Genomic DNA, 23,114 nt, shown 5'->3' with positions numbered 1-23,114 from the left:
GCTCCGGTATTTTCGTCTATTATAGCATTACCCTCCGGCGGAAGAGTAGTCCCACCCTATGGCTGATCAGAGGTATACCGCAAGATCCCCCGGTAGATACTGGTTGCCACCTTCCGTTGATACACATCGTCTCCAAGCAGAACGGATTCCTCAGGATGGGATAGGAATCCTACCTCAACTAAGACAGCCGGCATCTTTAATACTTTTAACAAATAAATGGTATTCGCAGTCTTGGCCACACGGTCTGTATTCTCAAGGGTAGCCTTCAGCTCATCCTGTACCGATCCGGCCAACGCCTTGTTGCCCTCATTGCTTGGATAATAGAAGGTCTGGGCTCCGCTCCAGCGGTTCGAAGGAATACTGTTCATATGTACGCTGACAAACAGATCGGCGCCCTTCTCCTCGATACTTCTGACCCGCTGCTTCAGATCCTCCGTCTTGCGTCTGGCATACCCCTTGGTGCTGTCCTGGGCCAGATCATAATCCCCTTCCCGGGTCATCACTACAATAGCTCCCGCCTGCTGAAGATAATCGCGTAAATAGAGGGACACCGATAAGTTGATATCCTTCTCAATCAGCCCCTCCCGGCTCACTGCGCCGCCATCCGGCCCCCCGTGGCCTGCATCAATGGCAATTACCTTGCCGGAGAGCGGCAGACTCCAATAATTGATCGTCTTGGCAGTCGGCATATCATAAGCAATGATACCGATCATCACAGCGAGTAATGCAGCGCCAAGGATGCTTTTTTTGATGCTGCTCCAAGAGATCCAGACCGAGACTTTATGCTGTTGTCGGCCAGACATAACAAAGACCCCCTCGTCCCGATAGATTCTACTCATCTATATGGGACAAGAGGGCCAAATAGTACTGGCTGTTTAAGCTTGGACCGAAACTTCCGGAGACATGCCTTCAATCAGAATCTGCGCCACTTCGGGGCGCGTGAATTCTGGAGGCGGACATTGTCCGTCGCGAAGAAGTGCCCGTACCTTGGTTCCGGAAAGCGTCAAATGCTGATCACCCGGATGCGGGCAGGTTTTGCTGGAAGCCATATTGCCGCATTTCAGACAGAAGAAGCTGTGCTCGAAGAATAATGGTGTAATGCCAAGTTCCTCGGCGGTAAAGTTCGCGAAGATCTCCTGCGCTTCGTAAGTGCCGTAGTAGTCACCCACACCGGCATGATCACGGCCGACAATAAAATGTGTGCAGCCGTAATTCTTGCGCACCATCGCATGGAATATCGCTTCACGCGGTCCGGCATAACGCATTGCCGCCGGGAATACGCCCAGGAATGTGCGGTTCTCCGGATAATAATTCTCCAGGAGCGCAAGATAACTCTTCATCCGCACATTGGCCGGCACATCGTCAGACTTGGTTTCACCCACAAGAGGATTCAGGAAAAGAGCGTCTACAACCTCCATAGCACACTTCTGAATGTACTCATGAGCGCGGTGTACCGGATTGCGTGTCTGGAAGCCCACAACGGTTCTCCAGCCTTTGTCCGCGAAGATCTGACGGGTCTCGGCGGGGTCGAAATAGAACTCACCGAATTTCTCAGGCTGCGGCCGGTTCAGTACAGTTATAGGACCGCCTACATAAGTTGCCGGACGGGCGAGCAGTTTGCTTACGCCAGGATGCTCAGGATCGGTTGTCTTGAACACATTCTGCGCTTCAAGCTGCTGATCCACTACATAAATACTCTCAATATCAAGCAGTCCGCAGACTACACCGTCTTCTTCACTAATCAGTGATACCCTGTCACCCACTGTAAGGGATGCCGCCTGCTTGTCATCTACAGCGAGTGTGATAGGAATGCTCCATACGGTTCCATCTGCCAGACGCATGCTTGTGACCACAGAATGGTAGTCCGCTTCATTCAAGAAGCCAGTGAGCGGCGAAAATGCACCTACACCAATCAAATCCAAATCAGATAAAGTCCATGTATTGAGAGAAATTGATTTATTGGCTGAGGCCTGCTGCAGCAGTTGTTCTCTCTCCGTACCCTGTGCTATACGCTGAACCAGCGCTCCTCCATGAGGAAGTATTGAAGTCATCCTTGTTCTCTCCTCCTGTGTGCAATGCTAGTGTGTTATTTATGCAATCCACATTCTGTTTTGTCTGATCCGGACCATCTTCCGGCACGCGGATCTTCACCAGGCATAACTGCCCGGGTGCATTGCTCACAGCCAATACTAGGGAAGTTACGGTCATGAAGCGGGTTATAGACTACATCATTCTCGCGGATATAATTCCATACATCCTCTGTGGTCCAGCTTGCAATCGGATTAAACTTTACAAGGCCAAATTTGTTATCATACTCCACCTTTTTAGAGTTGGCGCGGGTTGGCGCCTGGTCACGGCGGATTCCGGTAATCCAAGCGTCGTATTGCGAAAGAATACGCGTGAGCGGCTCAACCTTACGGATGGCGCAGCATTGATTCGGGTCAGTGTTCCAAAGCGCCTCACCATATTGCAGTGCCTGCTCTTCTACTGTAATCTGCGGCGATACACGGACGAACTCCATTCCGTACTTGTCGGCCATAACATCTCTTGTCTCATAGGTTTCCTTGAAGTGATAATCGGTATCGAGATAGAACACATCTGTCGACGGGCTTACCTTCTGGATCATATCCACCAGCACTACATCCTCGGCACCAAAGCTGCAGGCAAAGGTTATGTTAGGAAAAGTCTCTACCGCCCAGCGGATAATCTCTTCGGGAGTGGCATTCTCCAATTCTTCAGCTTTAACTTTGATTAAATCCTCTTTCTCAAGCAGATTCATCTAATCTTCCTCCATCCGGGTATAGCCAAGATCGAATCCTCAGAGAGATTAATCCCGACTAATTCTATATGGTATAGTATATCCGTTTCAGTGGCGAAGTCAATGGGTTTTGTTCATTTTGGAATAAAGTATGCGGGGAATTAATATTTGTATGTTAATGAAACGTAAAAAAGCTCCCGGCCATAAAGGCCAGGAGCTTGAGTTCCTTGATAACAAGGGACAGATCTTAACGTTTCGAGAACTGTGGAGCACGACGAGCGGCTTTGAGGCCGTATTTCTTACGTTCCTTCATACGTGGGTCACGAGTCAGGAAGCCTGCTTTCTTCAGCGCACCGCGATATTCAGGGTCAACTTTGAGCAATGCACGGGAGATCCCGTGACGGATTGCGCCAGCTTGACCGGAAATGCCGCCACCATGTGCAAGAACGATTACATCGTAGTTGCCAAGTGTTTCAGTCAGGTTCAAAGGTTGTCTTACGATCATCTTCAGTGTTTCAACACCGAAATATTCGTCCATCTCGCGTTTGTTAATGACAATGCGTCCTTCACCCGGTACAAGGCGAACACGTGCTACCGAATGTTTACGACGACCTGTCCCATAGTATTGTACTTGTGCCATGAAACTGTCCTCCTCTATTCTTATCCGCGAAGTTCGTAAACTTCAGGTTTTTGTGCTGCATGTGGATGTTCAGCGCCTGCATATACTTTGAGTCTCAGCTTCATGTGGTCCCCTTGACGAGTCTTAGGAATCATGCCATGAACTGCGAATTCAATCATACGCTCAGGTTTGGTCTTGATCAGGTCTTCTGCAACAGTAACCTTCAAGCCGCCTGGGTGCATCGAGTGACGGTAGTATTTCTTGTTTTGCATTTTCTTACCGGTCAGGTGAATCTTCTCAGCGTTGATAACAATTACGAAATCTCCAGTATCAACATGTGGAGTGAATTGCGGTTTGTGTTTGCCACGGATCAGAGCAGCGGCTTCGCTTGCCAAACGACCAAGTGTTTTGCCTTCGGCATCAATGATGTGCCAATTGCGTTCAACTTCGTTTGGCTTCGCCATATAGGTGGTACGCATGAATGTTTCCTCCTTGTTCTCGTACGAAAATCATCTGTCTCGTATATCTTGTTTCTCATTGGATTACAATTATGTGAGTTAAGAAAAACTTGTTTGTTGGCATTTCCTTGATCGGGGCTGTGGGATAGCCATCAAGAAAACACAACTTTTATATTACAGTATAAACATGACAAGTGCAAGTGATTTTTAACTTTTCAAGCTCTATTTTTCAGAAAAAAATAGTGTGCATGTCGTTTAAATCTCATTCTCGTCATATTCTACACTCCACAGTGCCAGACCTTTCGAAACGGCCGTAGGTCCGGCAGCCGCACGGTCACATGCCGCAAGAATTGCAGGGACTTTGTCCGCGCTGATTTTACCTTCCCCCACTTGCATCAGCGTACCCATAATAATGCGTACCATATGCTGTAGAAATCCACTGCCTGTAATATACGTATGAATAACTCCCTGATCGGATGATCCCGGCCGGCACATGCTGCGGTCCACTTCAAGATACGCTTCAAATATTGTCCGCACATGCGATGTCTTGGTAGACTTCCTTGATGCGAACGAAGTGTAATCATGAGTACCCAGCAGCCCTGCCAGTCCCTGCTCCATCGACTGAATGTCCAGCTTCACCGGATGATGATGCTGCCAACGCCGCTGGAACGGGTCCGGGAACCGGTTGCCGTTAATCGTGTACCGGTAGGTTTTACGCTTCGCTCCTCTACGCGAGTGGAATGAGAGCGGAACCTCCCAGGCCTCGGTAACCACGATATCCTGCGGAAGCCTGGCGTTCAGAGCCAGACACCAGCGTTCCAGCGGGATCTGGGAAGAGGTTATGAAATTAAAAGGTTGGCCATAAGCGTGCACACCCGCATCTGTCCGTCCTGAGCCCGTTATCTTGAGCGTCTCACCGGTCAGATGAAGAATAGCATGCTCCAGCTTGTCCTGAATCGTATTGCCCTGAGGCTGGGTCTGAAAGCCATCATAGTGGGTACCGTCATAATTGACTTTCATCAATAGATTGCGCATTTCATTCTCCTGTTAGTCCATAGGTTTTTCTGTGTCATAAAAAAAGAGCCCCGGCGGGAGCTCCTTCTACTCTATACAAGGTGATTCCCGCGGTTATTTGCACGGCAGGGTCAAGAATGCCCTGCAGTACAATAACGTTAAATACGTAATGCGTACATCCGGAAATCATGCTTGTGAAACTACGCGCGGTCTACCAGTTCAAGATAAACCATAGGCGCAGCATCGCCACGGCGAGGTCCCAGCTTCAGGATACGAGTGTATCCGCCTGGACGCTCTGTGTAACGAGGAGCAATATCAGAGAACAATTTTTGGATTGCATCTTGTTCACCGTCTACAGTCTCACGACGAACAAATGCTGCTACTTGACGGCGAGCATGAAGATCGCCCTTTTTCGCTTTTGTGATCAGTTTCTCAGCGATGGAACGAACTTCCTTCGCCTTGGCTTCTGTAGTCTGGATGCGTTCGTATAGGAACAGATCCGTTACCATATCGCGGAATAGTGCTTTGCGCGCGCTGGAATCACGGCCCAATTTTTGGTATGCCATTTGTTTTCCCTCCTTCACTCAAGTCTCAAGAAACCCTGTAACTATTCTTCTGTACGAAGACCCAAACCGAGCTCCTCAAGCTTCTCTTGAACTTCTTCCAAAGATTTGCGGCCCAGGTTACGGACCTTCATCATATCTTCTTCAGTTTTCGTAGTCAGCTCTTGCACGGTATTAATACCGGCACGTTTGAGGCAGTTGTAGGAACGGACAGAAAGATCAAGCTCTTCAATGGTCATCTCGAGTACTTTTTCTTTTTTGTCTTCTTCTTTTTCAACCATAATTTCGGCGTCTTTCGCTTCGTCCGTAAGACCTACGAACAGAACGAGGTGCTCGTTCAAAATTTTGGCTCCAAGACTAACGGCTTCTTCCGGTCTGATGCTGCCATCCGTCCAAATTTCAAGCGTCAATTTGTCGTAGTTAGTCACTTGACCAACACGGGTATTATCAATACCATAATTCACGCGGGAAATAGGAGTGTAGATGGAGTCAACTGGAATAACACCGATTGGCTGATCGTCGCGTTTGTTCCGGTCCGCTTGGACGTAGCCGCGACCACGGCCTGCAAAAATGCGCATGTGTAGTCTCGCTCCAGGTCCCAGCGTTGCAATATGAAGATCCGGGTTCAGGATCTCAACATCGCTATCCGCACGAATATCACCTGCGGTAACGATGCCTTCACCTTCAGCATCAATCTCGAACACTTTCTCTTCATCCGAATGAATCTTCAGAGACAGAGCTTTAAGGTTCAGGATGATTTCCGTCACATCTTCCATTACGCCGGGAACGGTCGAGAACTCATGCAGAACGCCGTCAATTTGGACCGAAGTCACTGCGGCTCCCGGAAGGGAGGAAAGCAAGATCCGGCGAAGCGAATTCCCCAGAGTCGTGCCATATCCACGTTCCAGCGGTTCAATTACGAATTTCCCATAGGTTCCATCATCATTGGCTTCTACGGTCTCAATCTTCGGCTTTTCGATTTCTATCACGAGTGTACCCCTCCTTCAAACGTCGCTCCTATATGAAACAGTCACCCCATCAGGTGTATCATGTAGTATGCCTAAACACCTATTATTAGCAGATGCGTCAGAATTATACCACAATCACAATTCTGATTTTACTAAACGCGGCGACGCTTCGGCGGACGGCATCCATTGTGAGGAACCGGAGTAACGTCTTTAATGAGGTTTACTTCAAGGCCAGCGGCCTGAAGGGAACGGATGGCTGCTTCGCGGCCCGCGCCCGGTCCTTTAACCATAACTTCAACGGACTTCATGCCGTGTTCCATAGCTGCTTTAGCAGCAGATTCGGCTGCCATTTGCGCTGCAAATGGAGTCGATTTACGGGAACCTTTGAATCCTTGACCGCCGGAGCTTGCCCAGGAAATTGCATTTCCGTGAGGGTCCGTGATCGTAACGATAGTGTTATTGAACGTGGAACGGATATGTGCCACGCCAGACTCGATATTTTTCCGGTCGCGACGTTTCGTACGTACGACTTTTTTCGGTTTAGCCATTGTCTCTTATCACCTCTTCTTATTTCTTTTTGTTTGCTACCGTACGACGCGGGCCTTTACGGGTACGGGCATTTGTTTTGGTACGTTGACCGCGAACAGGCAATCCACGACGGTGACGAACACCGCGGTAACAGCCGATCTCAGTAAGACGTTTAATATTCAAGGAAATTTCACGACGAAGGTCACCTTCAACCTTAACCTCTTTGTCGATCGTTTCACGCAGTTTGCTGACTTCATCTTCCGTCAAATCACGGACACGTGTGTTAACGTCAATGCCTGTTTCATTAAGAATTTTCTGGGAAGTCGTTTTACCGATTCCGAAAATATAAGTCAAGGCGATCTCAACGCGCTTATCACGTGGCAAATCCACTCCAGCTATACGAGCCATTTTACGCTACACCCCCTTCTTAACCTTGTTTTTGTTTGTGTTTCGGATTTTCGCAAATTACCATAACAGTCCCTTTGCGGCGGATGACTTTGCATTTTTCGCAAATGGGCTTTACAGAAGGTCTTACCTTCATGTTAATTACCTCCTCAAAGTTTTGCGAAGCAAAACTTTTGTTGTAGTTCCCATCTATTTACGGTAAGTTATACGGCCTTTTGATAAATCATAAGGCGATAACTGCACGACCACTTTGTCTCCGGTTAGGATACGGATAAAGTGCATCCGCAATTTCCCGGACACATGGGCAAGTATTTGATGACCGTTCTCAAGCTCAACCTTAAACGTTGCGTTAGGCAACGGCTCAATGACCGTTCCTTCTACCTCAATGACATCTTCCTTAGCCACAGTTAGTCTCCTTTCTCATTAGCACTTTTTCCAGCTGGTTCCCCATACTTCATCACTGCGAACCGCAGCTTTCCGTTGGTTACCCGGCCGGTTTCTTCCAAACTATCTACAATCTCACTGCTGATGAAGGGTATGAGCTCCAAGTGCTGAATATTCTTCTTCTTTGGACTATCAAACTTGCGTTTGTCCCCGTCAGCAATATATACAAATCTGCTATCAACAACTGCGATAACAACGGCAGCCTCTCCGGCATCCTTGCCTTTGAGAATTCTCACGATTTGACCAATCTGCGGGCTGCTCCCAGTATTCACGTGAAGATCACCTACGCATTCAGTTTTGTGAAAATCTCCATGCCGTCCGGTGTAACTGCTACTGTATGCTCAAAGTGAGCGCATAGTGAACCGTCTACCGTAACGACCGTCCAGTTATCTTCCAGCGTTCTGACATATCTGTCCCCGGCGTTAACCATCGGCTCAATCGCGAGTACCATACCCGGCTTCAGACGTGGTCCGCGGTCCGCTATGCCATAGTTCGGAATTTGCGGTTCTTCATGCAGTTCTGCCCCAATGCCATGACCAACATACTCGCGGACAACGGAGAAGCCGGCGTCCTCGATGTACTGCTGGATTGCATGGGAGATTGTAAACAAGCGCACATCCGGTTTGACTAACGCTAGTCCTGCGTTCAAGGAGCCTTCCGTGACGTCCAGCAGACGCTGAGCCTCTTCAGAAATGCTGCCCACCCCGTAGGTCCAGGCGGAATCACCGTGATAACCGCGGTACTCTGCACCGATATCCAGCGTAACAATATCGCCTTCTACCAGTTTGCGTTTACCTGGAAATCCATGCACCAATTGTTCGTTGACTGAAGCGCAAATGCTGGCAGGAAAACCGTTGTAACCTTTGAAAGACGGCACAGCACCTTGACTGCGGATGTATTGATCGGCGATTCTGTCGAGCTCTCCAGTTGTAATACCAGGCTCTATAGCCTCAGCAATACGGCGGTGACTCTCGGCAACAATTCGTCCAGCTTCCCTCATAAAGGCAAGTTCCTGTTCGGATTTACAAATGATCATTACATTAACCCCGCAATAAAGACACGATTTCGGAAGAAACGACATTGATTTCGTTTTCTCCGTTTACCTGACGCAAAAGACCTTTATCGTCATAAAATGCAAGCAGCGGCGCTGTTTTGTTATCATACTCATCCAGACGCTTGCCTACACTCTCTTCGTTGTCATCCGGACGCTGATACAATTCACCGCCATCAATGTCGCAGATGCCATCTTGCTTCGGCGGGTTGAAAATTAAATGGTAGGATGTTCCGCAAGTACTGCAGATCCGGCGTCCTGTAAGGCGCGCCATGAGCAGTCCGCGGTCCACATTCAAGTTGATTACGTGATCTAATGAAGTGCCGAGGCGGCTAAGGATTTCTCCCAGCGCTTCCGCTTGCGAAAGGGTTCTTGGAAAGCCATCCAATAAAAAACCTTTTTCGCAATCGGACTGCTGCAGCCGTTCTTCAACGATTCCAATAGTCACATCATCAGGTACAAGCAAGCCTTGCTCCGTGTAAGATTTAGCTTTCAGCCCGATTGGAGTTCCCTGCTTGATCGCCAAGCGGAAAGCATCTCCAGTCGAAATATGCGGAATACCAAGTTCCTTCACTACTACAGCGGCTTGTGTTCCCTTGCCTGCCCCAGGAGGGCCCATGAATAAAATGTTCACGATTCTCTTCTCCCCCCAAAAGTTCGCCACCAAGCAAGAAACAGCACAATAGGTACCGGGAAGTTTAAAACCCTAGGTACTTCACCGGAACCTATCGCCTATTTATTGATGAAGCCTTTGTAATGGCGTTTGATCAATTGGCTCTCGATCTGCTTCATAGTATCCAATGCCACACCGATTACGATCAAGAGAGCAGTACCGCCGATCTGTACTTGCTTCGGCAGACCGGACAGTGAACCAAACAATACTGGCAGCACAGAAATGAGGGATAGGAACAACGCACCGGACATAGTCAGACGCGACATTACTCTAGTCAAATATTTCTCTGTAGCCTTGCCTGGACGAATCCCCGGAATGTATCCGCCATTCTTTTTCATATTATCAGCCATTTGCTGCGGATTCATCTGGACAAACGTATAGAAGAACGTAAATCCAATGATCATGATTACATAAAGAACCATGCCGAGCGGCTTCGTATGATCCAGATTTTGAGAAACCCATTTGGCCCAAGCGAGATGTGGCCAGATACTTGCGATAACGATCGGGAATTGAAGCAGTGAAACGGCGAAGATAACCGGAATTACACCAGCCGCATTAATTTTAAGCGGAATGTGCGTATTCTGTCCACCGTACATTTTGTTACCGACTACGCGTTTGGCATATTGTACAGGAATCTTACGGATACCTTGTTGAACAAAGATAACCCCGACAATAATCGCAACAACCACAATCAGTACAATAACGACTTTAAGAATATTCAGGAACATCTGATCCGGCTGAATAAAGCTTGATTGAGCCGTAGTTGTGATATATCCCGGAAAGGCGGCGACGATTCCCGCAAAAATTAGGATGGAAATCCCGTTTCCTATACCCTTTTCAGTGATCTGCTCACCTAACCACATCAGGAACGATGTACCCGCCGTCAGTATGATCGCAATGAGCAGGTAATCCGCAAAGGTTGCATTTGGAATCATCTCAGTGCCATAAATCCGGTTAAACCCGATAGATGTGGCAAACGCTTGAATCAAACCTAGCACTACCGTGCCGTAACGCGTAATTTGCGCCAGTTGTTTTTTCCCGTGCTCCCCTTGCTTAGCCCATTCGGCAAACTTAGGGATAACATCCATCGAGAGCAATTGCACTATGATGGATGCTGTAATGTACGGGTAAATACTGATCGCAAAAATCGAGAAGTTTTTGAGCGCTCCGCCCGAGAAGGTGTTCAAAAGACCCATCAAAGCGTCTCCGCCCTGATTTGTTGATTCCAGTACTTCTTTGTTCACACCGGGAACCGGTACAAACGAACCGATGCGGTAAATGATCAGAACGAACAGGGTAAACAGGATCTTTTTGCGCAAATCTTCAACATGCCATATATTCTTAAGCGTCTTGAACATTAGATCACCTCGGTTTTACCGCCGGCAGCTTCGATTTTCTCTACCGCAGATTGAGAGAACTTATTTGCTTGTACAGTCAATTTAACAGCCAGTTCGCCATTGCCGAGAATCTTAATGCCGCTCTTAGTGTTGCTGACAACACCAGTTTCAAGCAACAGTTGTGGAGTCACTTCTGTTCCTTCAGCAAAGCTATTCAGATCTTCCAGGTTCACAATCGCGTACTCTTTACGGGTAGGATTGATGAAACCACGTTTAGGCAGACGACGATAGAGTGGATTTTGTCCACCCTCGAAGCCTGGACGCACACCACCGCCGGAACGGGAGTTTTGACCTTTGTGACCGCGGCCCGAAGTTTTACCGTTCCCGCTACTTGGACCACGACCAACGCGGTTGCGTTCTTTGCGTGAACCAGGAGCTGGAGCAAGTTCATGTAACTTCATCGTTTGCACCTCCTTATGTTTGTTAATTTATGCGAGGCAATTAGCCTTCAATTTCAGTAACGGATAGCAAGTGACTCACTTTGTTGATCATCCCGCGAATTGCAGGAGTATCATTGTGAACCACGGACGAGTTGGTTTTGCGCAGGCCGAGCGTCTTAACAGTAACACGTTGTGTTTCTGGACGTCCGATCACACTGCGTACGAGGGTAATTTGCAACTTTGCCATTGACGTTCCCCTCCTTAACCGCGTAATTCTTCGACAGATTTGCCGCGAAGCTTCGCGACCTCTTCAATGCGTTTCAGACGGGAAAGTCCCTCTAAAGTAGCATTGACCATGTTCATGGAATTCGAAGAACCCAAAGATTTTGTCAAGATGTCGCCAACGCCTGCCAATTCAAGTACCGCACGAACTGGACCACCAGCGATAACGCCGGTACCTTCGGATGCTGGTTTCAGCAGAACGCGTCCTGCGCCGAAATGCCCAGTAACCAAGTGAGGAATCGAAGTTCCTACGATTGGAATGTGGATCAGGTTTTTCTTGGCGTCTTCAATGCCTTTACGGATGGCATCCGGAACTTCGCCGGCTTTACCGATACCTGCACCGACATAGCCGTTGCCGTCGCCCACAACAACAAGTGCGCTAAAGCTGAAACGGCGTCCGCCTTTTACAACTTTTGCAACACGGTTAATGTGCACAACTCTTTCTGTCAGTTCTAAACTGTTCGGATCTACACGCAAGTCGTTAACCTCCTTTTAAGAAATATTCTAGAATTCAAGACCAGCTTCGCGTGCTGCGTTAGCCAAAGCCTGAATCCGTCCATGGTACAAGTATCCACCGCGGTCAAATACAACCACTGCATAACCTTTTTCTTTAGCGCGCTCAGCGATCAATTGACCTACTTTGCCTGCAGCTTCAACGCTGCCGCCATTTCCGATTGTAGCACTCAATTCTTTATCCAGAGTGGAGGCGGATACGATAGTAGCGCCTGTCACGTCATCGATCAATTGAGCGTAGATGTGTTTCGAAGAACGGAACACGTTCAAACGTGGACGCTCAGTAGTACCCTGGATCTTTTTACGAACACGCAGGTGTCTTTTGAGACGAGCCTTGTTTTTATCCTCTTTTGTAATCATGACTTCCCTTTCACTCCCTTCAGTTTGCCGTAAACAGCTTCACTTTAAGATGCACGGGGTATCTTACAATTTAGGTAGAGCTGGTTATTTCTTCTTACCAGCTTTACCTTCCTTGCGGATGATACGCTCGCCTTCATATTTGATACCTTTACCTTTGTACGGTTCTGGTTCACGTACGGAACGGATTTTGGCAGCATAAGCGCCTACGCGTTCTTTATCGATACCTCTAACGATGATCTTCGTGTTCGCAGGAACATCGAACTCAATGCCCGCTTCCGGTGTAATTTCAACCGGGTGGGAGTAACCAACGTTCAGTACGATTTTATCTCCGGATTTGCTTGCACGATATCCGACCCCAACCAGCTCCAGAGATTTCGAGAAACCTTCAGTCACACCACTCACCATGTTGTTGACAACGGAGCGGGTTGTGCCGTGAAGTGAACGATGCAATTTGTTGTCCGACGGGCGAACAACAGTGATTTCGTTATTTTCAACTGTAATCTTCATGTCTTTATGAAGCTCACGAGTCAAAGTGCCTTTAGGACCTTTTACTGTAATAACGGTGTTGTCCAAAGTGACATCTACACCGCTAGGTACTGCGATTGGTTTGCGACCAATACGAGACATGTGTTGCACCTCCTTATCTTGTGACGTTTATTACCAAATGTAGCAGACAACTTCTCCGCCGGATTTTGATTGACGAGCTTCTTTGTCGGTCATAACTCCCTTAGATGTGGAGATAATCGCGATTCCCAGACCACCGAGTACACGAGGCACTTCATTGCTCTTCGTGTAAACGCGAAGACCTGGTTTACTGATTCTTTTCAGACCAGAGATAACGCGCTCCTGGTTCGGGCCGTATTTCAAGAAAATACGGATAATCCCTTGTTTGCTATCTTCAACGAATTCAGCATCACGGATGAAACCTTCACGTTTCAAGATGTCCGCGATTTGTTTCTTCATAGTAGAAGCAGGCATTTCTACTGTCTCGTGACGCACAGTGTTGGCGTTACGAATACGAGTAAGCATATCTGCAATAGGATCAGACATAGTCATGTGTGTAAACCTCCTTCCCGTTTATAAACTTCTTACCAACTTGCTTTTTTCACGCCAGGAATCTGGCCTTTATAAGCTAATTCACGGAAACAAATTCTGCAAATTTTGAACTTTTGCAATACCGAATGTGGACGACCGCAACGCTCGCAACGTGTATATGCACGTACTTTGAACTTAGGCTCGCGTTGTTGTTTAACTTTCATTGAAGTCTTTGCCACTTAGACTGACACCTCCTAAACATTTTCGGAGAAATGGATGATTCTTATTTTGTGAAAGGCATTCCCAGCTGATTCAGCAGCTCACGGGATTCCTCGTCCGTCTTTGCAGTCGTTACAATAACGATGTCCATACCGCGGACTTTATCCACTTTGTCATATTCGATTTCCGGGAAGATCAATTGCTCTTTAAGACCCAGTGTGTAGTTACCACGGCCATCAAAGGCTTTGTTGGAAATACCACGGAAGTCACGTACGCGTGGAAGCGTTACGTTGATCAATTTATCCAGGAAGTAATACATACGCTCGCCGCGCAGTGTTACTTTAACCCCGATCGGCATATTTTCGCGCAGTTTGAAACCGGCGATGGATTTCTTTGCTTTAGTGATAACTGGCTTTTGACCAGTGATCAATTGCATGTCATTAACTGCAGCATCAAGTACTTTGGAGTTTTGAACAGCGTCACCCACACCCATGTTGATGACGATCTTCTCGATCTTAGGCACTTGCATAACAGTAGTATAGTTAAACTTCTGCATCAGAGCAGGTGTAATTTCATTCAGAAAACGTTCTTTCATTCTTGCTGCCATGAAGATTTACCTCCTTTCTTTAGGACTGTATTAGTCGATAATCTCTCCGGATCGTTTTGCTACCCGAACCTTCTTACCGTTATCGAGCACTTTGTAGCCAATACGTGTTACTTTACCGCTCTTCGGATCGATGTGCATTACGTTGGACACATGAATCGAAGCTTCTTGCTCGATGATTCCACCCTGTGGATTCAACTGGTTCGGCTTCTGGTGTTTTTTCACCATGTTCACGCCTTCTACCAGAACGCGGTTTTCACGAGGATAAGCAGCGATGACACGGCCTTTTTTACCTTTGTCTTTCCCGCTGATCACAAGTACCACATCATCTTTCTTCACGTGCAGTTTATTGTTATGGGATTCCAGAACTTTTTTCACTCTAGGCATTTATTACACCTCCTATAACTGACCTTTTCAATTAAAACCGAGACCGGCTCGATTTATTAGATTACTTCCGGTGCCAAGGAAACGATCTTCATGTAGTCCTTGTCGCGAAGTTCGCGAGCAACTGGTCCGAAGATACGTGTTCCGCGCGGGCTTCTGTCGTCTTTTACAACAACAGCTGCGTTTTCGTCGAATGCGATGTAAGATCCATCTTTACGGCGTACAGAACGTTTCGTACGAACAACTACCGCTTTAACAACATCACCCTTTTTGACAACGCCGCCTGGTGTTGCTTGTTTAACGGAACAAACGATCAAATCGCCGATTGCTGCTGTACGGCGTCCAGTACCACCTAGTACGCGGATACACATCAGTTCCTTCGCACCAGAGTTATCAGCCACATGCAAACGTGTAAATGGTTGAATCATTATTAATTTCCTCCTTCCGGAAAGGGTTCAGCTTTGTATTAGATGATTACCGCTTTTTCTACCACTTCAACCAGTCTCCACCGTTTGTCTTTGGACAATGGACGAGTTTCCATGACTTTCACGACATCACCAATTTTAGCTACATTCTCTTCATCATGTGCCTTGAATTTCTTCGTGGACTTGATGCGTTTGTGATACAGATTGTGCTTTTTATAGGTTTCAACAGCAATTACGATGGTTTTATCCATTTTATCACTGACTACTTTACCGGTCAGCACTTTACGTGCATTACGTTCTTCGCTCATAGTTAGCCTCCTTCCTGATTACGGATTAAGAATCCGCGGTCACTTAACTGATCCCAAGTACTCTTTGATGGATAACGGTTTTAGCACGAGCTATTTCCTTGCGCACGTCACGAATCCGAGTCGGGTTATCCAGTTGGCCAGTTGCCAATTGAAAACGGAGATTGAAAAGTTCCTCTTTGAATCCAGCGATCTTTTGTTCAATCTCGGCAGTGGTTAAGTTGCGAAGTTCATTAGCTTTCATTTGCTTCACCACCCAATTCTTCACGTTTCACAAACTTAGTCTTTACAGGCAGCTTGTGAGCGGCAAGACGCATCGCTTCACGAGCGATTTCTTCCGACACGCCTCCGAGTTCGAACATAATCTTGCCCGGTTTTACTACCGCTACCCACTTCTCAACGTTACCTTTACCACTACCCATACGAACCTCGAGAGGCTTCTGAGTAATAGGCTTATCTGGGAAAATCTTGATCCAAACCTGACCGCCACGTTTGATGTAACGTGTCATTGCAATACGGGCAGCTTCGATCTGACGGTTAGTGATCCACGATGGTTCCAGTGCCTGCAAACCATATTCGCCGAAGTTCAATTCTGTACCGCCTTTTGCCATACCCTTCATGTGACCGCGTTGTTGCTTGCGGTGTTTAACGCGCTTTGGTACCAACATGATTAGTTGCCTCCTTCCTGAGCAGCTTGTTTCTTAGCTGGGGGAAGAACTTCTCCACGGTAGATCCATACTTTTACGCCGATCAGGCCGTAAGTTGTATGTGCTTCAGCTGTTCCGTAATCGATATCAGCACGAAGCGTATGAAGTGGAACTGTTCCTTCGCTATAACCTTCTGAACGGGCAATCTCAGCGCCGCCAAGACGTCCGCCTACTTGAGTTTTAATTCCCTTTGCGCCGGAACGCATAGTTCTCTGAATAGCTTGTTTCAGTGCACGACGGAACGATACGCGACGTTCCAATTGTTGTGCAATGCTTTCAGCAACCAGAATTGCATCCAGTTCAGGGTGTTTAATTTCATTGATGTTAATGTGTACTTTTTTGCCACCGGCGATAGTTGTAACTGCGCTGCGAAGTACTTCCACTTCTGCTCCGCCTTTACCAATTACCATACCAGGTTTAGCAGTGTGAATTGTAACGTTCACGCGGCTTGCCGCTCTTTCGATTTCAATGCGGGAAACAGCGGAATCCTTCAACTTGCCTTTAAGGTATTCCCGGATTTTGACGTCTTCCATTAAAAGAGTACCGAAATCTTTGCCTGCATACCATTTAGATTCCCAATCGCGAATAATACCGACTCGGAGTCCGACTGGATTTACCTTTTGACCCACGTGTTATCCCTCCTTATTTCTCAGATACCACCAAAGTAATGTGGCTGGTACGTTTGTTAATCCGGCTTGCGCGGCCCATGGCGCGCGGACGGAAACGTTTCATAGTTGGACCCTGGTTAACGAAAACTTCGCTTACGAACAAGCTGTTCACGTCCAAAGAGTAGTTATGCTCAGCGTTCGCAATCGCCGAGTTCAGTAGCTTCTCAACAACCGGAGAAGCGGATTTCGGAGTGTGGCGAAGAATTGCAATTGCTTCCCCCACTTGCTTGCCGCGAATCAAGTCAACAACCAGTTTCGCTTTACGAGCGGAAATCCGCACCGATCTTGCATGTGCTTTTGCTTCCATTGTTTTCCCTCCTTTCAAACGAAGACGTTAATTATCTTCTGGTTTTCTTATCGTCACCCGCGTGGCCTTTGTAAGTACGTGTTGGCGCGAACTCGCCCAACTTGTGACCTACCATATCTTCCGTTACGTATACAGGCACGTGTTTGCGGCCGTCATATACACCAAACGTATGTCCGATAAACTGAGGGAAAATGGTTGAGCGACGGGACCAAGTTTTAACTACAACTTTCTTATCTGCCTCGTTCAAATCCTCAACTTTTTTCAGCAGGTAGCCATCAATAAACGGCCCCTTCTTTAAACTGCGACCCATGTGTGAATCCTCCCTTCATCCGGTTCTTCAAACCGCGAATCGACGCTTCGCGCTAATCTAACTTGCCTGAAGCGTCTTATTTTGTGCGGCGACGAACGATATATTTATCAGATGCTTTGTTTTTCTTACGCGTTTTGTAGCCAAGGGTTGGTTTGCCCCAAGGTGACATTGGCGATTTACGTCCGATTGGAGCACGGCCTTCACCACCACCGTGTGGGTGATCGTTAGGGTTCATGACAACACCGCGAACTTCAGGACGACGTCCTAGCCAGCGGCTGCGTCCGGCTTTACCAATCTTGATCAATTCATGATCTTCGTTACCTACGGATCCGATGGTTGCGCGGCATACGCTGAGGATTCTGCGAACTTCGCCGGAGTTCAAACGAACGGATACGTATTTTTCTTCTTTACCCAGCAACTGAGCTTCAGTACCAGCAGCACGAACCAATTGTCCGCCTTTACCTGGTTTCAACTCGATGTTGTGGATAATTGTACCTACCGGAATGTTGATCAGCGGAAGGCTGTTACCAATTTTGATATCCGCAGCAGGGCCGGACTCAACTTTATCCCCAACTTTAAGGCCTTTAGGAGCGATAATATAACGTTTCTCTCCATCAGCATAGTGGATCAAAGCAATATTGGAAGTACGGTTCGGGTCATACTCGATTGTAGCAACGCTACCTGGTATGCCGTCTTTAGTCCGTTTGAAGTCGATGATACGGTATTTACGTTTGTGTCCGCCGCCGTGGTGACGAACCGTAATTTTACCTTGGTTGTTGCGTCCCGCATGTTTGAACAGCGGAGAAAGCAACGATTTCTCTGGCTGGTTTGTTGTGATTTCTTCAAACGTAGACACAGACATGTTGCGTCTTGCCGGAGAGGTCGGTTTGTACTTTTTGATTGGCACTATAGTTTCCTCCTTACTTTAAGAGTATTATTCTACCGCTTCAAAGAATTCGAGCGGCTTGCTGTCCGGGCTAAGCTTAACGATGGCTTTTTTCCACTCCGGAGTGTAACCGGAATATTTGCCGTAACGTTTCAGTTTGCCAGGTACGCGCATTGTGTTCACACTAACAACTTTAACTTTAAAAATAGCTTCAACAGCTTTTTTGATTTCGGTCTTGTTAGAACGGATATCCACTTCAAAAGCGTATTTCAATTCGCTCATGTATTCGGATGTGCGTTCCGTAATCACCGGACGCTTGATAATATCACGCGGATCTTTCATTACGCGAACACCTCCTCTACCTTCAGAACTGCTTCTTTAGTGATAATCAGTTTGTCGTACGTCAGTACGTCAAGAACATTGATGCCGTCAGCCGCTACGAATTTCACCCCAGGGATGTTACGAGCGGAAAGTGCTACATTGTCATCATAGCTAGGAGCTACGATCAATGCTTTTGTACCAACCTTCAGGTTGTTCAGAATAGCTGCGAATTCTTTCGTCTTCGGAGCACTCATAGTCAAGCTATCCAAAACGATGATGTCATTCTCAAGTACTTTCGAGGACAACGCGGATTTGATGGCCAACCGGCGAACCTTCTTAGGCAGTTTCCAGGAATAGCTACGTGGTGTTGGTCCGAAGACTACGCCGCCGCCTTTCCATTGCGGTGAACGAATGGAGCCTTGACGAGCACGACCTGTACCTTTTTGTTTCCAAGGCTTACGTCCGCCGCCACGCACTTCAGAACGTCCTTTTACTTTGTGTGTACCACGACGAAGGGAAGCTCTCTGCATAAGTGCAGCTTCATGCAGCACATGTACGTTCGGTTCAATACCGAAAACTGAATCACTCAGTTCAACTTCGCCAACTTCGTTACCACTAATATTATAAAGTGTTACTTTTGGCATTTCATGTTCCTCCTTTCTTCAGAGATTATTTCTTAACGGTTTGTTTAACTTTCACGAAGCTGTTTTTAGGGCCCGGAATCGCGCCTTTAACCAGCAATACATTACGTTCTACGTCAACTCGGATGATTTCAAGCTTTTGAACCGTTATAGTCGTGTGACCCATATGTCCTGGCAGGCGTTTGCCCTTAGGAACACGGTTAGCTTGAATGGAACCCATGGAGCCTGGTCTTCTGTGGTAGCGCGATCCGTGTGCCATTGGTCCGCGGCTTTGTCCCCAGCGTTTGATGTTACCCTGGAAGCCTTTACCCTTCGAAGTACCTGTTACGTCAACAAATTCGCCTTCTGCGAAGATGTCAGCCTTAAGCTCTTGTCCAACCTCGAGTGACCCGAGGTCAACACCGCGAATTTCGCGAACGTAGCGCTTAGGTGTTGCGTTTGCCTTTTTGGCGTGACCTTGTTCAGGCTTGTTGGAGCGACTTTCCTTTTTATCGGAAAAGCCCAACTGCACTGCTTCATATCCGTCGATATTCAGGTCTTTCTTTTGCAGTACCACACAAGGGCCAGCTTCGATAACAGAAACCGCGATTACGTTACCTTCTGGAGTAAACACTTGAGTCATACCGAGTTTTTTTCCTAAGATACCTTTCAATGTTGACACCTCTTTTCTTTTCCTAGTTGCTTAATAATGAAATTACAATTTGATTTCGATATCTACACCGGACGGTAGATCCAAGCGCATCAAGGCATCCACAGTTTGTGGTGTTGGGTTCACAATATCGATCAAACGTTTGTGAGTCCGTTGCTCAAACTGTTCACGGGAATCCTTGTACTTGTGTACCGCACGGAGAATAGTAATGATTTGCTTCTCAGTTGGCAGCGGGATCGGCCCGGATACACCAGCACCCGAACGTTTTGCTGTTTCAACGATTTTCTCTGCGGATTGATCAAGAATTCTGTGGTCGTATGCTTTCAAGCGAATACGAATTTTTTGCTTTGCCATTTTAGTCCCTCCTTCTATCGCCCAATTTATTATCGGACATACTCCGTGAAAATTTTCTGACGTCGACCTCATGGCAAAGGGGCCGGGTGTGTCAGTAACCTCTCACATCATCGCAACGTCTCAGAACAACATTTATTATTATATATAATAGGCGGCTATATTGCAAGGGGATTTGCAAAAACAAATCAACTTTTTCCGAAAAGAATAGAAAAGGTGCCTTTCTTGTTCAGAAATGCACACTACGAGCTGCAATATAACGTTTTTCTTCTATATAAATAGCTCCGTCTATAAATTATCCGTCGCAGATTTGAATTGTCCTGCCGAAGCTGCTGTCTGCGCAGTTGCAGAACCAATACCTTCAATGGTCTGAATGAGCACCTTGATCTCTTCCTCTACCGTAACAATTCTCTGTGTACTCGTCTGCATGGAGTCTACAATATCACTGAAGAGCCTGCTAGTCTCGAGGGACTGGTGTTTACCGCTCTTCGACAGCTCCTGAACTTTGCGGATCTCCCCAACAACCTACGACGTAAGAGAGCTGGACTGAAGGGTCAGTTCACCGATCCAGACCACCGTGTTCTTGGTATCTTCGGCGAGTCTGGTCAGCAATATCCTGAACAGCCGCCACAATTTTACGGATTTTCTGTGACGAACTGCTCAGTTCATTTACTGACCGCTCCATCTCATTTCGCATATATAAGATTAATCTGACCTGTAAGGTTGTTCAGCTGTCCATGTCCCTCCCTGGCCTTCCCCTGTGACTCCAGAGCGGAGGCGGCAGTTCGCTGGAATGTATTGTCGACTTCATTGCTGCTCGTCACCAGCTGCTCCACAGCGGCGTTGGTATCTATGCTAAGATCAATCAGCTCTCCGCTGAATTCAGCTATCTTATGTTTCAATTCGTTCTTAACCAGCAGATACTGTTCTTCCTTTTCCCTAATGTTCTCCTTCTCATATTCCTCAAGGACCAGTTGCTGTTCCAGATTAAGCGATTTGGTTACGGTCTGGACCAGTTTGATCCTCTCGGCATCTGTATGTGTCTCATTATAAATAGCCGTAATGAACACATTCTGCAGATTCTGAAAAGCGGAGAGATACCATTTAGGCTCCAGGCCAATCCTCTTATGAATATTTGCAATTTTTAGCCGCTTGGCTATGTACTCCTCGTTAACATTACCATCAAAAATCTCGATGATATGCTCACGCAAAGTCTTTTTAAGGCGATCAATACTGCTGTGTTCCAGAATAATTGCTTCCAGTTTGTTGACTCCAAGAACCGTATTATAGAATTGATTTGTGATATCGTCGATTCTCTGTTCTACAACAGGTTTCATCAGGCGCAGGAGTCTTAAATCTTCCTCAGTTAAATCGATCATTCGCATTTGCTTGTTCAAATCATCATGCCCGTCAGGGGTATGAAACATCTCTGTGGTAGCGGGTGCAAAGCTTTTGATGTCCATTGATGGAGCGGCGGGAGATTCCTCATTGGTATTCTTTGAAGTCAGACCATGCATAAATGAAAAAGGACATTTCCCCAGATTAGTAGTTCAATCTCTGATTTCTGCAATCTGAATAAGAGCTTCCAGCTCAAGAATATTTACGGTTCTTTTATGCATAGCGATAATCTTCAATGCTTCCAGTTTATTCAGTTTGCGGCTTAGAGTTTCTGCCGTAGTTCCAATCATGGCTGCTACTTCTTTTTGGGCTGACGGCAAATCTACGGAGTGTCCTAAGGATTGTACAGTCACTGCCGATTCGGCAAGATTCCTTGTATACAGGTATACCAACAGCCTGGCCAGTCTCTTCTCAACCTCAAACATGTGCAATGCCCCAGCAGCCTCCTCGGCCTGATGCAGCTGCTCGCTAACAGACATAAGGAAGCTAAAGGCAAGACCTGCATTCTGCTCCAGCAAGGGAATAAAGTCTTTACGGTGCATCCGGCATACCTCTCCGCTCTCAATCACCTCTGCCGTTACATCATTATTTTTATTATGGAGTAAGGCAAACTGGCCGAAATAATCACCCGGGAAAAGAAAACGGACAATATGCTGCTTTCCATCCTTACTGTTCTGAGTCAGCTTGATGAGACCGCTTTTTACTACAAACAATGCTTCAGACGGCTCCCCTTCTCTGCACACTTGACTTCCTTTTTTATAGTTATGGGTCTCTGTAATCGATTCGACCATCACTAATTCCTCATCAGACAAGCTCCGAAATACGGGAACCTGACGTACACAGGCATGCGAATTGCAGGTAGGACAGCTCATGATCCTTCACCCTTCCTTATAGCTGACTCTAATATATCAAAATTCCGGATTCCGGCGGGTGACTGGAAACACATATTTCTCAAAAACTTGATCTGCATCAAGGAATCTTCACCGGCTTATCATTACAATAGAATTATAGAGAGAGTAAAGGAGTTGGAGTAATTGCTGCAGTATTCATTTGAAGATATGCGTCAGATTGATAGGAGTACCCTTGGTAATACGGTGCCCCTTGAGTTGTTCCGTACCATACGTCTGATTGGACTGAACCAGGGACTTCCCCTTGGAGGAAAAGGGACTACGCTTACCATTGGCAGAAAGATTGGTGAAAGCCTGCCTGTAAACTCTGTTGATGATCTTCTACAGATGTTTGAAGAGCTCAAAATCGGTATTCCGCGGATTGTTCATTCTGATAACCGTAAGATCAATATTGCTGTAGAGGATTGCTTTTGCAAAGGACTGCCAACTCTCGAAGAAGAGAAAATGGTATGTGACTTAGAGGGAGCGATTCTTGAAGGGGCACTCGGCAAGATTCTCGGCCGTAAGGTCTCTGTTAAAGAGATCAAATGCAACGTTACCGGTCATGAGCACTGTGAATACGAAGTTAAGCTTTAAAGGATGA

General features: G+C 47.0%; 41 protein-coding genes. 1 reads left to right on the top strand and 40 read right to left on the bottom strand.

The annotated features are described in order from the left end of the window. Nucleotides 1-56: 56 nt before the first annotated feature. From cwlD to MKX70_RS08960, 40 genes are all read right to left on the bottom strand, one after another. A complete protein-coding gene (cwlD, locus tag MKX70_RS09155) occupies nucleotides 57-803 on the bottom strand; it encodes an N-acetylmuramoyl-L-alanine amidase CwlD (protein ID WP_340839927.1) in 747 nt (248 codons plus the stop codon). Between the two features lie 72 nt (nucleotides 804-875). Next, complete coding sequence (gene sat, locus MKX70_RS09150) at nucleotides 876-2,051, bottom strand: sulfate adenylyltransferase (RefSeq protein ID WP_340839926.1); 1,176 nt, start codon at nucleotides 2,049-2,051, stop codon at nucleotides 876-878. Nucleotides 2,052-2,086: 35 nt separating this feature from the next. Continuing rightward, entirely contained in the window at nucleotides 2,087-2,779 is a 693-nt protein-coding gene (locus MKX70_RS09145; RefSeq protein WP_042239971.1) for a phosphoadenylyl-sulfate reductase, read from the bottom strand. Between the two features lie 226 nt (nucleotides 2,780-3,005). Further along, nucleotides 3,006-3,398, bottom strand: coding sequence for a 30S ribosomal protein S9 (rpsI, locus tag MKX70_RS09140; protein WP_042140127.1), 393 nt, complete (start codon nucleotides 3,396-3,398; stop codon nucleotides 3,006-3,008). Nucleotides 3,399-3,418: 20 nt separating this feature from the next. Then, entirely contained in the window at nucleotides 3,419-3,856 is a 438-nt protein-coding gene (gene rplM, locus MKX70_RS09135; protein ID WP_042140128.1) for a 50S ribosomal protein L13, read from the bottom strand. Nucleotides 3,857-4,090: 234 nt separating this feature from the next. Continuing rightward, nucleotides 4,091-4,870 (bottom strand): tRNA pseudouridine(38-40) synthase TruA, encoded by a 780-nt coding sequence (gene truA / locus MKX70_RS09130; protein ID WP_340781968.1) that lies wholly within the window; start codon nucleotides 4,868-4,870, stop codon nucleotides 4,091-4,093. 179 nt (nucleotides 4,871-5,049) lie between these two features. Continuing rightward, on the bottom strand, nucleotides 5,050-5,415 hold the full coding sequence (gene rplQ / locus MKX70_RS09125; RefSeq protein ID WP_019908254.1) for a 50S ribosomal protein L17: 366 nt from the start codon (nucleotides 5,413-5,415) through the stop codon (nucleotides 5,050-5,052). Between the two features lie 41 nt (nucleotides 5,416-5,456). Continuing rightward, nucleotides 5,457-6,401, bottom strand: a complete 945-nt coding sequence (locus tag MKX70_RS09120; protein WP_039298711.1) for a DNA-directed RNA polymerase subunit alpha — start codon at nucleotides 6,399-6,401, stop codon at nucleotides 5,457-5,459. Nucleotides 6,402-6,532: 131 nt separating this feature from the next. Continuing rightward, nucleotides 6,533-6,928: a 30S ribosomal protein S11 gene (rpsK, locus tag MKX70_RS09115; protein WP_019908251.1), complete on the bottom strand. Its 396-nt coding sequence runs from the start codon at nucleotides 6,926-6,928 to the stop codon at nucleotides 6,533-6,535. 19 nt (nucleotides 6,929-6,947) lie between these two features. Beyond that, entirely contained in the window at nucleotides 6,948-7,316 is a 369-nt protein-coding gene (rpsM, locus tag MKX70_RS09110; protein ID WP_036721817.1) for a 30S ribosomal protein S13, read from the bottom strand. A gap of 19 nt (nucleotides 7,317-7,335) precedes the next feature. After that, nucleotides 7,336-7,449: a 50S ribosomal protein L36 gene (rpmJ, locus tag MKX70_RS09105; RefSeq protein WP_003322638.1), complete on the bottom strand. Its 114-nt coding sequence runs from the start codon at nucleotides 7,447-7,449 to the stop codon at nucleotides 7,336-7,338. Nucleotides 7,450-7,502: 53 nt separating this feature from the next. After that, on the bottom strand, nucleotides 7,503-7,718 hold the full coding sequence (gene infA / locus MKX70_RS09100) for a translation initiation factor IF-1 (protein ID WP_018753971.1): 216 nt from the start codon (nucleotides 7,716-7,718) through the stop codon (nucleotides 7,503-7,505). A 2-nt stretch (nucleotides 7,719-7,720) separates the two neighbouring features. Beyond that, nucleotides 7,721-8,029: a KOW domain-containing RNA-binding protein gene (locus MKX70_RS09095; protein ID WP_039298678.1), complete on the bottom strand. Its 309-nt coding sequence runs from the start codon at nucleotides 8,027-8,029 to the stop codon at nucleotides 7,721-7,723. Nucleotides 8,030-8,040: 11 nt separating this feature from the next. Next, nucleotides 8,041-8,793: a type I methionyl aminopeptidase gene (gene map / locus MKX70_RS09090; protein ID WP_340781928.1), complete on the bottom strand. Its 753-nt coding sequence runs from the start codon at nucleotides 8,791-8,793 to the stop codon at nucleotides 8,041-8,043. Between the two features lie 4 nt (nucleotides 8,794-8,797). After that, nucleotides 8,798-9,442: an adenylate kinase gene (locus tag MKX70_RS09085; RefSeq protein ID WP_042140132.1), complete on the bottom strand. Its 645-nt coding sequence runs from the start codon at nucleotides 9,440-9,442 to the stop codon at nucleotides 8,798-8,800. Nucleotides 9,443-9,540: 98 nt separating this feature from the next. Beyond that, nucleotides 9,541-10,839: a preprotein translocase subunit SecY gene (gene secY / locus MKX70_RS09080; RefSeq protein ID WP_039298668.1), complete on the bottom strand. Its 1,299-nt coding sequence runs from the start codon at nucleotides 10,837-10,839 to the stop codon at nucleotides 9,541-9,543. Beyond that, entirely contained in the window at nucleotides 10,839-11,279 is a 441-nt protein-coding gene (rplO, locus tag MKX70_RS09075) for a 50S ribosomal protein L15 (protein ID WP_039298666.1), read from the bottom strand. The genes secY and rplO overlap by 1 nt, the downstream gene beginning before the upstream one ends. A 40-nt stretch (nucleotides 11,280-11,319) precedes the next feature. After that, nucleotides 11,320-11,505: a 50S ribosomal protein L30 gene (gene rpmD / locus MKX70_RS09070; protein WP_019908243.1), complete on the bottom strand. Its 186-nt coding sequence runs from the start codon at nucleotides 11,503-11,505 to the stop codon at nucleotides 11,320-11,322. 14 nt (nucleotides 11,506-11,519) lie between these two features. Continuing rightward, nucleotides 11,520-12,017, bottom strand: coding sequence for a 30S ribosomal protein S5 (gene rpsE, locus MKX70_RS09065; RefSeq protein ID WP_036652980.1), 498 nt, complete (start codon nucleotides 12,015-12,017; stop codon nucleotides 11,520-11,522). 27 nt (nucleotides 12,018-12,044) lie between these two features. Further along, on the bottom strand, nucleotides 12,045-12,413 hold the full coding sequence (gene rplR / locus MKX70_RS09060) for a 50S ribosomal protein L18 (protein WP_042140134.1): 369 nt from the start codon (nucleotides 12,411-12,413) through the stop codon (nucleotides 12,045-12,047). A gap of 84 nt (nucleotides 12,414-12,497) precedes the next feature. Beyond that, entirely contained in the window at nucleotides 12,498-13,040 is a 543-nt protein-coding gene (gene rplF / locus MKX70_RS09055; protein ID WP_036692405.1) for a 50S ribosomal protein L6, read from the bottom strand. A gap of 30 nt (nucleotides 13,041-13,070) precedes the next feature. Then, nucleotides 13,071-13,469 (bottom strand): 30S ribosomal protein S8, encoded by a 399-nt coding sequence (rpsH, locus tag MKX70_RS09050; RefSeq protein ID WP_019908239.1) that lies wholly within the window; start codon nucleotides 13,467-13,469, stop codon nucleotides 13,071-13,073. Nucleotides 13,470-13,501: 32 nt separating this feature from the next. Then, entirely contained in the window at nucleotides 13,502-13,687 is a 186-nt protein-coding gene (locus MKX70_RS09045) for a type Z 30S ribosomal protein S14 (protein ID WP_036589425.1), read from the bottom strand. Nucleotides 13,688-13,731: 44 nt separating this feature from the next. After that, complete coding sequence (gene rplE / locus MKX70_RS09040; RefSeq protein ID WP_039298657.1) at nucleotides 13,732-14,274, bottom strand: 50S ribosomal protein L5; 543 nt, start codon at nucleotides 14,272-14,274, stop codon at nucleotides 13,732-13,734. Nucleotides 14,275-14,304: 30 nt separating this feature from the next. Beyond that, complete coding sequence (gene rplX, locus MKX70_RS09035; protein ID WP_019908235.1) at nucleotides 14,305-14,658, bottom strand: 50S ribosomal protein L24; 354 nt, start codon at nucleotides 14,656-14,658, stop codon at nucleotides 14,305-14,307. A 56-nt stretch (nucleotides 14,659-14,714) separates the two neighbouring features. Further along, nucleotides 14,715-15,083, bottom strand: coding sequence for a 50S ribosomal protein L14 (rplN, locus tag MKX70_RS09030; RefSeq protein ID WP_019908234.1), 369 nt, complete (start codon nucleotides 15,081-15,083; stop codon nucleotides 14,715-14,717). A gap of 38 nt (nucleotides 15,084-15,121) precedes the next feature. Further along, nucleotides 15,122-15,388 (bottom strand): 30S ribosomal protein S17, encoded by a 267-nt coding sequence (rpsQ, locus tag MKX70_RS09025; RefSeq protein ID WP_039298654.1) that lies wholly within the window; start codon nucleotides 15,386-15,388, stop codon nucleotides 15,122-15,124. Between the two features lie 43 nt (nucleotides 15,389-15,431). Beyond that, nucleotides 15,432-15,629: a 50S ribosomal protein L29 gene (rpmC, locus tag MKX70_RS09020; RefSeq protein ID WP_019908232.1), complete on the bottom strand. Its 198-nt coding sequence runs from the start codon at nucleotides 15,627-15,629 to the stop codon at nucleotides 15,432-15,434. Beyond that, entirely contained in the window at nucleotides 15,619-16,053 is a 435-nt protein-coding gene (gene rplP, locus MKX70_RS09015; RefSeq protein ID WP_039298647.1) for a 50S ribosomal protein L16, read from the bottom strand. The genes rpmC and rplP overlap by 11 nt, the downstream gene beginning before the upstream one ends. Nucleotides 16,054-16,055: 2 nt before the next feature. Beyond that, nucleotides 16,056-16,721 carry a 30S ribosomal protein S3 gene (gene rpsC, locus MKX70_RS09010; protein ID WP_039298645.1) on the bottom strand — a complete coding sequence of 222 codons (666 nt, stop codon included), beginning with the start codon at nucleotides 16,719-16,721 and terminating at the stop codon, nucleotides 16,056-16,058. Nucleotides 16,722-16,734: 13 nt separating this feature from the next. Further along, complete coding sequence (gene rplV / locus MKX70_RS09005) at nucleotides 16,735-17,067, bottom strand: 50S ribosomal protein L22 (protein ID WP_036680546.1); 333 nt, start codon at nucleotides 17,065-17,067, stop codon at nucleotides 16,735-16,737. Between the two features lie 31 nt (nucleotides 17,068-17,098). Further along, nucleotides 17,099-17,377, bottom strand: a complete 279-nt coding sequence (gene rpsS / locus MKX70_RS09000) for a 30S ribosomal protein S19 (protein WP_039298640.1) — start codon at nucleotides 17,375-17,377, stop codon at nucleotides 17,099-17,101. A 76-nt stretch (nucleotides 17,378-17,453) separates the two neighbouring features. Further along, entirely contained in the window at nucleotides 17,454-18,284 is an 831-nt protein-coding gene (gene rplB, locus MKX70_RS08995; RefSeq protein WP_039298637.1) for a 50S ribosomal protein L2, read from the bottom strand. A 27-nt stretch (nucleotides 18,285-18,311) separates the two neighbouring features. Then, complete coding sequence (gene rplW / locus MKX70_RS08990; RefSeq protein WP_039298634.1) at nucleotides 18,312-18,605, bottom strand: 50S ribosomal protein L23; 294 nt, start codon at nucleotides 18,603-18,605, stop codon at nucleotides 18,312-18,314. Next, complete coding sequence (gene rplD / locus MKX70_RS08985; protein WP_042239980.1) at nucleotides 18,605-19,228, bottom strand: 50S ribosomal protein L4; 624 nt, start codon at nucleotides 19,226-19,228, stop codon at nucleotides 18,605-18,607. The genes rplW and rplD overlap by 1 nt, the downstream gene beginning before the upstream one ends. A gap of 25 nt (nucleotides 19,229-19,253) precedes the next feature. Next, the gene (rplC, locus tag MKX70_RS08980; RefSeq protein ID WP_036692386.1) at nucleotides 19,254-19,877 is read right to left on the bottom strand and encodes a 50S ribosomal protein L3; all 624 of its coding nucleotides are present in this window, start codon (nucleotides 19,875-19,877) and stop codon (nucleotides 19,254-19,256) included. A 42-nt stretch (nucleotides 19,878-19,919) separates the two neighbouring features. Then, on the bottom strand, nucleotides 19,920-20,228 hold the full coding sequence (rpsJ, locus tag MKX70_RS08975) for a 30S ribosomal protein S10 (RefSeq protein ID WP_017692074.1): 309 nt from the start codon (nucleotides 20,226-20,228) through the stop codon (nucleotides 19,920-19,922). A gap of 285 nt (nucleotides 20,229-20,513) precedes the next feature. Then, the gene (locus tag MKX70_RS08970) at nucleotides 20,514-20,654 is read right to left on the bottom strand and encodes a hypothetical protein (protein WP_156123403.1); all 141 of its coding nucleotides are present in this window, start codon (nucleotides 20,652-20,654) and stop codon (nucleotides 20,514-20,516) included. Between the two features lie 257 nt (nucleotides 20,655-20,911). After that, a complete protein-coding gene (locus MKX70_RS08965; RefSeq protein ID WP_340839925.1) occupies nucleotides 20,912-21,688 on the bottom strand; it encodes a protoglobin domain-containing protein in 777 nt (258 codons plus the stop codon). An 87-nt stretch (nucleotides 21,689-21,775) separates the two neighbouring features. Beyond that, nucleotides 21,776-22,414, bottom strand: a complete 639-nt coding sequence (locus tag MKX70_RS08960; RefSeq protein ID WP_052416756.1) for a Crp/Fnr family transcriptional regulator — start codon at nucleotides 22,412-22,414, stop codon at nucleotides 21,776-21,778. A gap of 243 nt (nucleotides 22,415-22,657) precedes the next feature. On the opposite strand from MKX70_RS08960, the gene MKX70_RS08955 reads away from it, so the two are divergent. After that, the gene (locus MKX70_RS08955; RefSeq protein ID WP_231637732.1) at nucleotides 22,658-23,107 is read left to right on the top strand and encodes a V4R domain-containing protein; all 450 of its coding nucleotides are present in this window, start codon (nucleotides 22,658-22,660) and stop codon (nucleotides 23,105-23,107) included. Nucleotides 23,108-23,114: the final 7 nt, after the last annotated feature.

Origin of the sequence: Paenibacillus sp. FSL R7-0312 (assembly GCF_038004445.1) — a bacterium.
In the GTDB taxonomy this organism is placed as follows: domain Bacteria; phylum Bacillota; class Bacilli; order Paenibacillales; family Paenibacillaceae; genus Paenibacillus_AQ.
This window is presented reverse-complemented; position numbering and strand designations above follow the sequence as displayed.